Origin of the sequence: Sphingomonas cavernae (assembly GCF_003590775.1) — a bacterium.
GTDB lineage: Bacteria > Pseudomonadota > Alphaproteobacteria > Sphingomonadales > Sphingomonadaceae > Sphingobium_A > Sphingobium_A cavernae.
Map to the genome: position 1 here is coordinate 719,482 of NZ_QYUM01000002.1, position 13,345 is coordinate 732,826.

General features: G+C 64.6%; 8 protein-coding genes. 2 read left to right on the plus strand and 6 right to left on the minus strand.

Translation table 11 applies throughout. From position 1 onward, the window contains the following. Nucleotides 1-11: 11 nt before the first annotated feature. The 3 genes from D3876_RS03665 to D3876_RS03675 all read right to left on the minus strand — a co-directional run bounded on the left by D3876_RS03665 (nt 12) and on the right by D3876_RS03675 (nt 6,361). Nucleotides 12-1,580, minus strand: a complete 1,569-nt coding sequence (locus D3876_RS03665) for a S8 family serine peptidase (protein WP_119759721.1) — start codon at nt 1,578-1,580, stop codon at nt 12-14. A 310-nt stretch (nt 1,581-1,890) separates the two neighbouring features. Further along, nucleotides 1,891-4,677, minus strand: coding sequence for a TonB-dependent receptor plug domain-containing protein (locus D3876_RS03670; RefSeq protein ID WP_119760986.1), 2,787 nt, complete (start codon nt 4,675-4,677; stop codon nt 1,891-1,893). A 166-nt stretch (nt 4,678-4,843) separates the two neighbouring features. After that, nucleotides 4,844-6,361 (minus strand): serine hydrolase domain-containing protein, encoded by a 1,518-nt coding sequence (locus D3876_RS03675; RefSeq protein ID WP_182911856.1) that lies wholly within the window; start codon nt 6,359-6,361, stop codon nt 4,844-4,846. A gap of 276 nt (nt 6,362-6,637) precedes the next feature. Between D3876_RS03675 and bla the strand changes: the two genes are divergently transcribed. Next, nucleotides 6,638-7,648 (plus strand): class A beta-lactamase, encoded by a 1,011-nt coding sequence (gene bla / locus D3876_RS03680; protein WP_182911857.1) that lies wholly within the window; start codon nt 6,638-6,640, stop codon nt 7,646-7,648. A gap of 11 nt (nt 7,649-7,659) precedes the next feature. Further along, nucleotides 7,660-9,144, plus strand: a complete 1,485-nt coding sequence (locus tag D3876_RS03685) for an amidohydrolase family protein (RefSeq protein WP_220475411.1) — start codon at nt 7,660-7,662, stop codon at nt 9,142-9,144. Nucleotides 9,145-9,392: 248 nt separating this feature from the next. On the opposite strand, the gene D3876_RS03690 is transcribed toward D3876_RS03685, so the two are convergent. The 3 genes from D3876_RS03690 to D3876_RS03700 form a co-directional block, all read right to left on the minus strand. Continuing rightward, the gene (locus tag D3876_RS03690; RefSeq protein WP_220475412.1) at nt 9,393-10,913 is read right to left on the minus strand and encodes an N-acyl-D-amino-acid deacylase family protein; all 1,521 of its coding nucleotides are present in this window, start codon (nt 10,911-10,913) and stop codon (nt 9,393-9,395) included. Nucleotides 10,914-11,074: 161 nt separating this feature from the next. Beyond that, nucleotides 11,075-12,115 carry an N-acetyltransferase DgcN family protein gene (locus D3876_RS03695; RefSeq protein WP_119759724.1) on the minus strand — a complete coding sequence of 347 codons (1,041 nt, stop codon included), beginning with the start codon at nt 12,113-12,115 and terminating at the stop codon, nt 11,075-11,077. Between the two features lie 50 nt (nt 12,116-12,165). Then, a complete protein-coding gene (locus D3876_RS03700; RefSeq protein ID WP_119759725.1) occupies nt 12,166-13,320 on the minus strand; it encodes a dipeptidase in 1,155 nt (384 codons plus the stop codon). Nucleotides 13,321-13,345 lie beyond the last annotated feature (25 nt).

Consider the following 13,345-nt stretch of genomic DNA (forward strand, 5'->3'; position numbering starts at 1 on the left):
ATCGGGATGTCTCAGTAACCGAGGTCACGCGCAAAACCAATCGCCGAAAGCACGTCGAGCCGGCCGAATCCGAAGCGATGATTCTGACCGGCCTCGCCGAGTTCCCGGGCCGAACCCGTCAGCAGGTCCTGGATCACGAATGCCTTCTGGTCACGCGGCACCCTGGAGGGCCTGGCGATCGAGGTGCCGCTGAGCAGGAGGGCGATCGCGCCCGCCACATGCGGCGCGGCCATCGACGTGCCGTTCATATGCTGCCACTGCCCGCCGGGCACGCTCGAGAAGACCGCGACACCAGGCGCAGACAGGTCGGGCTTCGAATAGACCAGCGGAAGCGTCTGTGGCGGGAACACCGGGGATTCCGAAATCACCTGGGTACGCCCGCCGCTGAATCCGGCGGCGCGGTCCTCATGATCGGTGGCCCCGACGGCAAAGGCGAGGAAGTCGCTCGCCGGAGAACCCGTTGTCTGATGCCCCTCATTGCCGATCGCGGTCACCACCGGGATCCCGGATTTGACCGCGCTCAATATCGCGCGCGTATAAGTGCTGGGCACGTCGGGCTCCATGATGAGCCCGCCCAGCGACATGCTGATCGCGTCGACATTCTGGTTGATCGCCCATTCCATGCCTGCAAGGATCTGGGCATGCGTCCCGCCCTGCGCGCCGTTGAGGACGAGTGCGGCCGCGATCTTCGCGGCGGGCGCGACCCCGATCCAGCGACCGCTCGCATTGCCGCCACAAATGACACCGGCGCAATGCGTCCCGTGACTGTCGCTGTCATGCGGTTTCGAGCCGACAATCTCCTGCCCCATGCTGTTGAATTCGGCCCAGGCGGCGATCTTGCCCCTCAAATCGGGATGATCGGCGTCGACGCCCGTATCGAGAAGGCCGATCGTCACGCCATCGCCCTTGCAGCCGAACGCGCCCCAGGCCGAGAGCGCACCGATCATTCTGAGCCCCCAACTGCTGACCTTGTTGTCGAGCACCGCGCTCGGAACCGATTTCGGCGTCAGCACGGGCGGCACTGAAAGCCGCTGGTTGAGATAGATACCCTCGATGTCCTCGCGGCTGGCGAGCTTGTCCAGATCCTCGTCGCGGACCTGAAGGACCGCGCTGCTGGATGTCCAGAAGGAGATCGGCGCCATCGGCTCCGGGCGTTGCGCCGCGGGCACCGCGGAGACCGCCGCGACCGATTCCTTCACCGCATCGGACTGGAGGAAGGTTTCGAGTGCGGATACGGCCTTGCGCTCGAGCTGGACACGGCTGGGCACCGCGGAACCCGACATTTGTGCAGACATGCTCTCGGCATGTTGCCTGAGCGCTTCCCCGCCCTCCTTGCTCTTGCGACCTTCGTCGAAGGTGGACTGGTCGGCGGGCAGCAGGTCGCGCGCCTGGGTCGAAAGACCACGGCGCTTCAGGGCCTCCGCAACGGTGTCGACGAACGCGTCCGCGCTTTCCTCCTCGGAGCGGATCTTGACGACCAGTTCGACCACGCGATCGGCGGTGATGTCGCGTATTTGTTCGACCTGCCGTTTGAGGTAACGCGCACGCACCTCGGGTTGCATCGAGGAGGTAATCACCATGGCAGCCTGTCCTTCTGCGTAGCGCAGGAGCTGGCGGACCCGCTGCCGGGGCCTGTCGGCCCCTGCGCGGATCGCGTTCCACGATGAATTCTAGCATTCGACGACCAATCTGCCGCCTGCTGCGGGGCGCAAAGCCGATCCGATTCGGCGACAACTTGCGAAACAGCGGAAAGCTAGTCCTTGCGCGCACGAGCATCACAGCACGTACGCCGAACAGAAGCGTAACGATCCGTTTCGGTCCAGTTCGCCTGCAGGCGTTTGAGACAGGAAAGCCTCGTGGGGCGCGGCGTTCAGGCCGCGCCCTGGCGCGTCAGAAGCGAACCTTGGCGCCGACCTGGAAATAGCGCCCCATCACATCGTAGATCGCCGAGCTATACGCGATCGGGGGCGGATCGCGGTCGAACAGGTTGTTCACCGTCGCGGTCAGCGTGAAGCGTTCGGCGATGTTGAACTGCGCGCCCAGATCGAAATAGGTCCGGCTGTTGATCCTGTTGTTCACGATCGGCTGCAGGCTGTTGTAATTGCCGCCGCCGACATAGCGCATGCGCATATCGACGTTCACGTCCTCGCTTTGATAGGTGATGCTACCCGTACCGCGCCATTTGGGCGTGGTGAATGCGGCGTTGTCGCCGACATCGCCCGCGCGGTCATAGGTATTGACGCCGTCATTGATCAGCAGCGTGTCGACATAGGTCGCGAGTGCGCGGAAGCGGAGCGAGCCGGGCAGACCCGCCCCGACCGTGTCGAGCGGCAACTGATAGGATGCCTCGAAATCGACGCCGCGCGTCTTGTAGCTGGCCAGGTTCAAATTGGTCGCGAAGACGGTGGTTATGGCGCCTGTGGAATCGCGCACGATCTGGTCGCAGAGCCCGGTATTGCCCCTGAAACACTGCGTCACGATATCCTGCGCGCTGAGCGAGCCGATGACCTTGTCGATATCGATCCGGTAATAGTCAATCGAGAGGCTGAAGCCCGGGATGAATTTGGGCGAAAAGGATCCGCCGATCGTCGTCGTGTGCGCAATCTCGGGCACGAGATCGGGATTGCCGCCGCCATAGCGGAAAACCGTGACCACCTGATTGCCGTTAAACGGATCGGTGACGGGCTGGATGTTGGTGGTCCGCGTCGTGAACAGTTCGGTGATGCTGGGCGAACGGATGTCGCGCGAGCGCACCGCACGGAGCAGCAGGCTGTCGAAAAGGCGGCTGGTGGCCCCCACCTTCCACGACCAGATGCCACCGCTGTTGCTGTAATCGCTGTAGCGGGCCGCGCCGTTGAGTTCGAGCGTGGCGGTATCCTCGATGTCGAGCAGCGGCACCACCGCCTCGGCAAAGGCTTCCTTGACATTGAAACTGCCGTCGAGCGCGCTGAAGTTGAGGATCCCGAGAGCACCCTGCCGCGAGAGCGCGTCAACCTGCGTCGTCTCGATGCTTTCCCGGCGCGCCTCCACGCCGAGTGCGACCGAGACCGGCCCCGCCCAGGTGGAGAACGCGTCGCCGCGCACACTGAAGCCCGTCGTGTCGAGCTTGGTTACAGTGGTGTTGCCCCCGTCCCCAAAGGCATAGGCGACGGTCTCTGCGGATGCGTTGCCATAGCCAAGGAGATTGAGCGGACGACAAAGCGTGGTCGGATCGGTCAGCGCGATCCGGCAGATCGGCTGCCCCGTGGTCGGGCTGATCACCGCATCGACCGCATTGTTGAAATTCGCGGTGATCCGCTGGTTCTGCAACGCCTGCCGGTTCTTCAGCTCGCCATGGCCAAAATAGGCGCTGTATTTCCAGCCGCCGCCGATCTCGCCATCGAGGCCGATCGCGCCTTCGATGTTGTCGCGCTTATAGGCGTAGTTGAGAATGCCCAGCTCCCCGATATCATCGAGGAAGCGGCCCATGCGGAACGACGTCTGCCCCGCGGCGATCAGCCGATTGCGGATCGCGCTCGACAGGAACGCATTGTCGCGCTGGATGAGGATGCCGCCCGCAGCCGCCGTCGTGGGCGTCGCGGGAGACACGGCCCGGACATCGGGGAAGAAGCCGAAGTCGCTCTCCATGCGATTGAAGCTGCCGTCGATCCACAACTTGGCAGTCTCGTTCAGCTCATAGCTTGCGTGCGCGAAGAGGTTGATGCGCTCATAAGGCGAGGACACTGCGAGATAGTCATTTTGCGAGCGCCCTGCCCCGCCGAGCATACTCGTCGGAAGCGTGGTCGGGCTGTTCGGGCTGACGACGCTGCCATAGCCAAAGGGGCTGAGCGAGCCGTCCGGGTTGAAAACCTGCCCCGCGAGCACGCCGCTCATGATGAGGCCACCTGGCGCCGCGCTGGCGACGTTCACGTCGGGCTGCAGCGTCAATCGGCCATTGAGCGAGAACAGGCCCGCGCCGAGATTGGGCCGCGACAGACGATCGAAAGCCCCCTGATCGTCGACATATTCGGCGGCGATCATGAAATGCCCGCGATCGTCCGCGAACTTCGTTCCGAAGGAACCGTTGAAGCCATAGCGGAAACCGTCGCCACGCGACGAAATGCCCGCATCGGCGCCAAGCGTTATGCCTTCCAGATCCTCGTTGAGCAGGATGTTCACGACGCCCGCGACCGCACCCGAACCCCATGCCGCGGACGCGCCGCCCGTCACGACCTCGACGCGCTTGATCACGCTCATCGGGACGCTGTTGAGATCGGCGCTGCCTGTGAAGCGGCGGCCGTTGAGCAGCGTCAGCGTGCGGACCGCGCCCAGACCGCGAAGATCGGCGGTCGAGGCGCTCGAATTGGTGTTGCCCGTGGTGCTGGCCGGCGTTGAAGTGGCGCGAAACTGCGGCTGATCGTTGAGCACCTGGGCGATGCTCGGACGCGAACCCTGGCGCAGTTCGACATCGCCGATCACGGTTGTCGGGGTGGGCGCATCAAAGCCTGCGCGCTCGACGCGCGAACCCGTCACGACGATCTCGCCCCCGGCATCAGCTTGCTCGGTTTCGGGTGCATCTGCAGGAGCAGGCTGGGCCTGCGCCGAGGCGGTGCCTGCACAGGCGAGCGCAGCGGCCAGTGCGATGGCGCTGCCGCGCGTGGTTTTCAACCAGCGAAACTCGTTACGTGACGATTGCATTGCGGTCCCCTTCTGAAACTTCCCCTGGAGCCATGAGAAACGGGGCGCATCTGTCGCGCGCTCGCCATCCTCATTCGCTTGCGAACTGGCCAAGATTGATAATAGAAAATTTTCCAATCAGGACAAGTAATTTCTTTATGGGCTATGAACGGTACGTTTCCGGCCGTTATTGGTGGACGAGGCGATAGAGCACGTGCGGCTGCGACCCGAATGACATCTTGCGATCGGAATCGGGACCGTAGAATTCAACGCGCTCATATGGACCGCCGCTACGCGCGCCCGTCACCTGCTCATAGAGATCGGGGCCGATCTGCTCCCAATGGCTCCTGGCGCCCATGATCTCGAGCGTGATGGCGCGCTCCCCTGCCGCCGACACCTTGATGTCGAATTCAGGCCGGGGCGGCTCGCTATAGGTCCGGCGATTGGTGCGATAGGCACCCACCGGTGCGGGCGTTGCTGCCCCGGTCCATCGGGGCGCGGGCGCCTGAGGAAAAACACGGCCGATGAGCGCGTTCATGAGTTCGGTGCGGGCGGGATAGCTGCCCGGACCGCCCGTGGTCGAGACGAAGAAGCCGAAATCGGCCTCGGGCGCGAGCAGCATGAAGGAGTGAAAGTCGGCGGTGTTCCCGCCATGCCCGATCAGCCGCGGCCCCTGCTCACGGACGACCATATAGCCATATCCCATGCCCGGCAGCGCGGGCGCGTTGCGCATGAGGTCACCGCGCATCAGCCGCGCGGTCTCTGGCTTGAGAATCTGCGCCTTGCCAAGCCTGCCATCATGGAGCTGGGCGATCATGAATTTCGCCATGTCAGGCGCGGTGGCCGAGACCGAACCCGCAGGCATGACGTTGTGATAGAGTTCGAAGGGCTTGGCGACAAAACGTCCGTCGGTCAGCGCATAGCCCAGCGCCATATTTTCTGCCATCACGCCGGAAAGCGGCTCGCGGAATGTCGTGCTCGCCATGCCGAGCGGCTGCAATATGTGCCGGTCCACATAGTCGGGGAACGCCTCGCCCGAGACCCGCTCGACGATGTAGCCGGCGATTGCCGAGCCATAGTTCGAATAGGAGGTCTCGACACCGGGCTCGCGGACGCGCGTCGGTATATGGTCACGCAGCCACGGGCCGAGCGCGACAAAGTCCGCCGGCGTCTTCGACATCATTCCAACGCCGCTGTCCTCGAAGCCGGGGGTGTGATCGAGCAGATGACGCACGAGGATCGGCCGTGACTGAGTATCGGGAATCCGGAAGTCGAGATATTTGTTGATGTCGTCATCAAGGCTGACCTGGCCCTGCTCGACCTGTTGCATCAGCGCGGTCCAGGTCAGCAGCTTGGACACCGAACCAGGGCGAAAAAGCGTCCTCTCCCCATCGACGGGAATCGCGCGGTCGACATCGGCATAGCCATAGCCGCGCGCGAAAAGCAGCTTGCCCTTGTACACCACTGAGATCACCGCGCCCGCCACCTCGCGATTGGCGAGCTGCTGCGCCATCACGCCGTTGACGAACTCCTCAAGACCGTCGAGCCGGGCGCGATCGAGCTTGACGGCGACCGCTTTCGCGGCGGGCGCATCGTCCGCCAGCGCCGTCGCTGGCAGCGTGGCAAGAGCGAGCGCCGCAAGGCAGGCGAACGACCTTTCGCGGCCGGAAACGCCTCGCCAAAAGCCCCCATCGCGCATCACCATATCGCCCTCCCGAATCTGCCCGCGAGCCATGTCGCTGCGTTTGGCGGATACGCTATCATATCAGGATGATATTTTCCAATCAGGATGTCACATCGGTCGACATTCGACCGACATGCGCCACTTCAAACATTTATTTTTGTTATTTTCAAATATGTTACTGCGAATTTATATTAACCCATTGCCTTGGAGGTGTTTTGGCGCAAATGTTCTGATCAGAGAATATACCATGGCGGCCGGTCTCGAAAGCGCTGCGCCGACCTCGGGGAAGGAATGTCGATGAAGAAGCCATTTTCCGCGTTCGCGCTGCCCGCGCTCCTGCTCTCCGCCGCGTGGGCGGCGCCCGCTGCGGCACAGCCCGAAACGCCGCGGGTCCCAGCGATTGAACAGCAGGTCACGCGGCTTGGCCAGGGCTCGGGCGGGGTCGTGGGGGTCGCCGCCTGGCGGCTCGACGGCAAAGGCCCACGCGTTCTGGTCAACGCCGATCAGGCGTTTCCGATGGCAAGCACCTTCAAGGTCGCGGTGGCGGCGAAGATTTTCGACCGGGTCGACAAGGGCGAGCTGCGACTGGAGCAAATGCTCGACGTGCCCAGCGATATGATCGTCCCCTCGGAGGTGATCGCAGACAGGCTGATCCATCCCGGGATCAGCCTGTCGATCTATAATCTGCTCGAACTTATGCTGACGCAAAGCGACAACACCGCGACTGACGTATTGACGAAGGCAGCGGGCGGCCCCGCCGTCGTGACCGCCTGGCTTCGCGGGCAGGGTGTGACCGGCCAGCGTGTCGACCGCGACACGGCCGGACTGCTCCGCGAATTCTATGGCGTCGGGCCAGGCCCGCTGGGCGAGCGCTTTGCCGCGGCGGCCAAGACCAATCCTGCGCTGCTCGGCAAGTCGAGCCAGCCCGACGCCGTTTTCGACGAAGATCCGCGTGACACTTCCACGCCCACAGCGATGGCGACGCTGCTGACGCGCATCTTCTCGGGAAAGGCGCTCTCGGCCCAGAGCACGAAGGCGCTGATCGGCATCATGGAGCGGTGTCGCACCGGCGGCGCGCGCCTGCGCGGCAAGCTGCCGCCCGGCACGGTTGTCGCGAACAAGACGGGCACGATTGGCGGTACCGTCAACGACACAGGCGTGATCACGCTGCCCGGTGATGCGGGGCAGATCGCGATCGCGGTCTATGTCAAGAAGAGCGCGGCGCCCATGGCCGATCGCGAGCGCGCCATCGCCGAGATTGCTCGTTCGGTGCACGATTTCTACCTGTTCTCGGCGCCCGCGAAATGAGGCGCGCCACGATGAAGAAGCCGTTCATGCTCGCAGCGGCAATCGCAGCGCTCGCCACCACACCCGGCGCATTCGCGAAGACCTACGACATCGTCATCGCGGGCGGACGCGTGATGGATCCCGCCAGCGGGCGCGACGAAATCGCCAATATCGGCATCGACGGCCGCCGCATCGCGATCATCTCGACCGAAAAGCTCGATGGCCGGCGCGTCCTCGACGCGCGCGGCATGGTGGTCGCGCCGGGGTTCGTTGACCTCCACGCACATGGCCAGGATCCCAAGGGCCAGTATTTCCAGGTGCTCGATGGCGTGACCACCGCGATCGACGCCGAAGGCGGCGCAATGCCGATCGCGCCCTTCGTCGCGGCGCTCAGCGGCAAGGCGCTGATCAACTTCGGTGCCACCGCATCGCATCAGTGCGCACGCATGGAGGTGATTGCCGCCGCCCCCTGTCGCGGCCACGCCGCGATCAACGGCGAAACCGTTGCGGACCGCAAGGCCTATACCGCGCCCGCCACGCCCGAGCAGCAACGCGCGATCGTCGCCGCGCTCGACCGCGAGGTCGCGGCGGGAGCGCTCGGCTATGGCCTCGGCATCGAATATACACCGGGTGCGGGTCGCAGCGAGATCTACGACATCTTCAAGGCGGCGGCGGTGACGCGCGCGCCTGTATTCGTCCATGTCCGCAGCCGGCCGCTCGATCCGGCGCCCGGCGTGCCGATCGCGGTGGTGCAGGAAGTGCTTGCCGATGCCGCGGTTACCGGGGCCCCGCTCCAGATCGTGCATCTCCATTCCACCGGCCTCGGCGATACGCCGACGCTGATCGATATCGTGAAGCGGGCGCGGGCACGCGGGTTGGACGTCACTTCCGAAGCCTATCCCTATACCGCGGGCAGCACGTTGATCGGCTCCGAGTTCTTCCGCGACGGATGGCGCGAACGTTCGGGGATCGACTATGGCGACCTTCAATGGCCGGCCACGGGCGAGCGACTGACCGCGGAGAGTTTTGCGCGCTATCGCAGGGAGCAGCCCAATGCCGCGGTGGTAGTCCACATGATCCCCGAAAAGGTGGTCGACATGATCATCGCCGAACCCGAAATCTCGATTGCGTCGGACGGCATGCCCTGGCGCACATCGGGCGAGCATCCGCGCGGCGCAGGCAGCTTCGCACGCGTGCTTGGCCGCTATGTCCGTGAGAAGCAGACGCTCGACCTGATGACGGCGCTGAAGAAGATGACGATCATGCCCGCCGAAAGGCTGGCGGCAGTTTCACCGCAAATGGCGCGCAAGGGCCGGATCAGCGTCGACGCCGACGCCGACATCACGATCTTCGATCCCAGGACGGTGATCGACGCAGCGACCTTCGAAACACCGATGCAGCCTTCGCGCGGCATCCGTCACGTGCTCGTCAACGGAAAGCCCGTGGTGCGCGACGGCAAGCTGGTAGCGGGCGCATTCCCCGGAGAGGCGATCCTGGGCACGACGTCGGCGCGCTAGACCCGTTCTGGTTCACATGGAATCGTCATTGCGAGGAGCGTAACGACGCTCGCAATGACGTCCCGGTTCAACCTGGACCGCGGAGCGTTAAATCGGGCTCGGTGCTCCTGCGAAAGCAGGAGTTCATTTGTCCGGAGGTACAGTCGCTTCGAGCATGGGCTCCGGGTCAAGCCCGGAGCACAAACATGGACCAGCTCTAAATCGGAACAACCCTCGCAGGGCGAACGCCCCCCGGCCTCACCTGCCGATCAGGAACAGGTGTGGCGGAGCACCACGCCGGTGCGGGCGGCAGTCGCCTTGCCCGCATCGAGCGCGATCGCACCGTTGACGATCACCGTTTCGATGCCCGTCGGCTGCGCGGTGGGCTTTTCCCAGCTCGCGACGTCATCGAGCTTGTCGAGATCGAAAACGACGACATCGGCGCGCATGCCCTCGCGGATCAGCCCGCGATCGCTCAGCCCCATCCGCTGCGCCGGCCAGCCCGTCATCTTGCGCACCGCGTCTTCGAGCGACAGGATCGGACGGCGCTTCACATATTCGGCGATGATGCGCGGAAAGGTGCCATAAGCGCGCGGGTGCGGCAGGCCCAGCGCATCGACCTCGCCGAGCTTCTTCGACGCCGCGGCGTCGCTGCCGATGCTGACCCATGGTTGTTTCAGCGCCGTTTCGATGTCGGGTTCGCTCATCATGAAATAGAGCGCAACCGAACGGTTGGGCAGGCCCTCGAGCAATATGTCCCAGGCCACGTCGGCGGGGTCGCGGTTGAGCGCGGCACCGATCTCGGCGAGGCTCTTGCCATGGTAAGGCGCATATTTCTTGCTGAAGCCGTTGGCGAGGCGGACGTTGGCGAAGCCGCCCGAGGCATGGACGAGATTCGACCAGCCGGGCATTGATCCGGCGGCGACCTCCTTCTTCATCCGCTCGCGCAGCTTCGGATCCCTGAGCCGTTCGATGCCCTTCTCGACGCCATCGGCCCAGACCCAGCTCGGCGCGATGATCTCCAGCCCCGTGCCGCCGGCGGTATAGGGATAGAGGTCGGCAGCGACATCGACCCCCCGCGCGCGCGCCGCGTTGATCGTCGCGATCGCCTGCGGCATCAGCTTGCCCCAGCCGGGCGCATAGGCGGCCTTGAGGTGGAAGATCTCGACCTTGACCCCACCCTTCTCGCCGATCTCGATCGCTTCCTCGATCGCCTTGACGAGATCCGCGCTCTCGTCGCGCATGTGCGTCGCATAAAAGCCGTCGCATTGCGCGGCGATCTTCGCCAGCGTGACGAGATCGGATGTCGTCTGGAAACTGCTCGGCGGGTAGATGAGCGCGCTGGTCAGGCCGAAAGCGCCCGCCTCCATCGCGGTTCGTACCTCGCGCCCCATCTCTTCGAGCTGCGCCGCGGTCGGCGATCCCGCGCCGTCACCCATCACCTTCATGCGCGCCTGCGTCGAGGAATAATAGGTGCCGAAGTTGATCGAGATGCCCTGCTGCTCGAGCTGCCGGAAATAATTGGGAATCTCGGCCGCGGGGACGGGCGTTCCGCCCTCGCCCGCGATCACCGTCGTCACGCCCATGCGCAGCTTGTTCTCAGCAGCACCATTTTCGAGCAGCACCCGGCCCGACTGGTCCATCATATCGATGAAGCCCGGCGCGACATAGCGGTTGCGTGCGTCGATCTCGCGCTTGCCGCGCGTGGAGATCGCGCCAACCTTGACCACGCGACCGTTGTTGATCGCCACATCCGCGCTGACCCAGGGATTTCCTGCGCCGTCCAGCACGCGCCCCCGCGAATGACGATGTCATATTCGGGTGCGGCGGCGGGCGCATTGGCGGCCAGCAGCGCCGCTGCGCCGCCGAGCAACAGCGCGCGGCGGATGGAGCGCGAAATGGACGGCATGGAATCTCCCCTCTTTTCGTTGTCGGGCGTAGCTGGCGAGGCCTATTTCAGACAGCCCTCCACCAGCGCATCGAACGCGGCACCGCCGCGGATCGGATCGGCGACGGGAAGGCCCAGCCTTTCGCTTTCTGCCGCGATCAGCCGCGCCGCTTCGTCGGGATCAAGCTGCGACGTGTTGAGTGCCACTCCGCCGCAGCGGATGGCGGGATTGGTGCGCGCGCCAAGTTCCAGGTTGAGCGCAATCGCTTCCTCTATCGTGGGTGTCGCGAACCCTTCGGTCCCAAGCATCACCGTGCGCCCGGGTTCGTGGCAGACGACGATCACGTCGGGCTGGCTGCCGTGGAGCAGGCCGAGCGACACGGCAGCATAAGCGGGGTGGAAGAGCGAGCCCTGACCTTCGATCACGTCCCAGTGATCTGGATCGGCGTCGGGGCTCAGCATCTCCGCCGCGCCCGCTTCGAAGTCCGAGACCACCGCGTCCATCGGCATCCCGCCGCCCGCGATCATGATCCCCGTCTGCCCGGTGGCGCGAAAATCGACATCGACCCCGCGCGCGGCAAAGGCGCTGGAGAGCGCGAGCGCGGTATATTTCTTGCCGAGCGCGCAATCGGTCCCAACAGTCAGCAGCCGTTTGCCGGTCCGCTTGGCCCCGGTGCCGACGCGTAGCCCCGTCGGCGGTACGCGCACGTCGATGAGGCGGCGCCCCAAGCGCGCCGCCGCCTCGGCCAGTTCGGGTATCTCGGAGAGACGCGCATGCATGCCACTCACGATGTCGAGCCCCGCTTCGAGCGCTTCGACCAGCGGCGCGATCCAGGTGTCGCCGATCACGCCGCCGCTATTGGCGACGCCGATTACCAGCGCACGCGCACCCGCTGCGCGTGCCTGGGCGGGCGTCATGACGGGCAGTCCGGTGCTGACCGTCGCGCCGATCGCGAACTCTCCCACACATTTATCGCCCGCCCAGTCGCGCAGTCCGAACGCGGTCTTGGCGAAACCGGCGTCGACCGTGTCGGCAAGGAACAGGAGATAGGGCTGGGGCAGGCGAAGGGCCGATCCATGGGTGGGATCGAAATGAGCGTTCATAGCGATACTCTGCTGAAGGCCCGGGACGGACCGTGGTGGGGTGGGCGGGCTCAAGCCCAGGTGTCGCCGAGCAGGCGGCGGAAGTTTCCGCCAAGGATCGCGGCGATGTTGGCGTCGGAATAGTTGCGGCGGATCAGCTCTTCGGTGAGGTCGTAGACCTTGGTCGGATGGTCGAAGCCGTCGGTGTCGAGCTTTTCGCGAAAGGCGTAGCTCGACTTGTAGCCGCCGCGCAGCTTCGCCGCTTGATCCGCGGGCATGTCGTCATAGCCGTTGAGGTCGGCGTCGGAACCGATACCGACATGATCCACGCCGATCAGCTTTACGACATGGTCGATATGATCGACCATGTTGGCAATGGTGGTCGGCTCGGTGGCGCTCACGAAATTGCGAACCCCGGTGATCCCCATTACGCCGCCTTTGGCGCCGAGCGCCTTGATCGCATCGTCGCGCTTGAGCCGGGGGTGATCGTTGAGCGCCCGGCAGTTGCTGTGCGTGATCGCGATCGGCCTGGGTGAAATGTCGATGGCATCCAGCGTCGTGCGGTCGCCCGAATGCGACACGTCGATCAGCATACCGACCTCGTTCATCGCCTTGATGATCGCGGCGCCATAATCGGTGATGCCGCCATCCACTCGCTCCGTGCTTCCCGAACCCAGCCGGTTCTGGCTGTTGTAGGTGAGCTGCGAACAGCGCTGGCCGAGCTGGTAGAACAGCTTGACGTCCTCGACCTTCTCGAAATGGTCGGAATTCTGCAGCCCCATGATGACCGCGCATTTCTTCTCGCGCTTGGCACGATCGAGATCCGAAGCCACGCCGACCAGCGAAAAAACATGCGCGTTGCGCCCGGCAAAACCCTGCCAGCCGCTCATCCACGCCAGAGTGTCGGTGCGCGCGTCGGGGCCACCGATACCGACTGCGTTGTGAAAGCCGGTGATGCCGCACGCGCGGAAATCGGCCGCATCCTGCTCGCTGAGCGGCGCGGCGAAATATTCGGGCCGAAAATCGATCTTGAGCGGGGCGAGCATGTCGATCACCAGCGACTTGCGCACCAGATCGACCGCGCGCCGCGAATAGGCCTTGGGCGAGGCAGCGTGCAGCCGGTACTCGCCCAGATTGATCATCGGAAAGCCGGTGACCGCAGCGGCGGCCGCCGCCACGCCTCCCCCCAGCAGCCTGCGACGCGTGACACCTTCATCCTGCTGCATGACCGCTCCTCCGTAATTGTCTTAA

Bases quoted from the DNA above. Each gene is read 5' to 3' on its own strand.
- D3876_RS03665 (WP_119759721.1), bottom strand. From the start codon at position 1,580: ATGGTGATTACCTCCTCGATGCAACCCGAGGTGCGTGCGCGTTACCTC.
- D3876_RS03670 (WP_119760986.1), bottom strand. From the start codon at position 4,677: ATGCAATCGTCACGTAACGAGTTTCGCTGGTTGAAAACCACGCGCGGC.
- D3876_RS03675 (WP_182911856.1), bottom strand. From the start codon at position 6,361: ATGGTGATGCGCGATGGGGGCTTTTGGCGAGGCGTTTCCGGCCGCGAA.
- bla (WP_182911857.1), top strand. From the start codon at position 6,638: ATGAAGAAGCCATTTTCCGCGTTCGCGCTGCCCGCGCTCCTGCTCTCC.
- D3876_RS03685 (WP_220475411.1), top strand. From the start codon at position 7,660: ATGAAGAAGCCGTTCATGCTCGCAGCGGCAATCGCAGCGCTCGCCACC.
- D3876_RS03695 (WP_119759724.1), bottom strand. From the start codon at position 12,115: ATGAACGCTCATTTCGATCCCACCCATGGATCGGCCCTTCGCCTGCCC.
- D3876_RS03700 (WP_119759725.1), bottom strand. From the start codon at position 13,320: ATGCAGCAGGATGAAGGTGTCACGCGTCGCAGGCTGCTGGGGGGAGGC.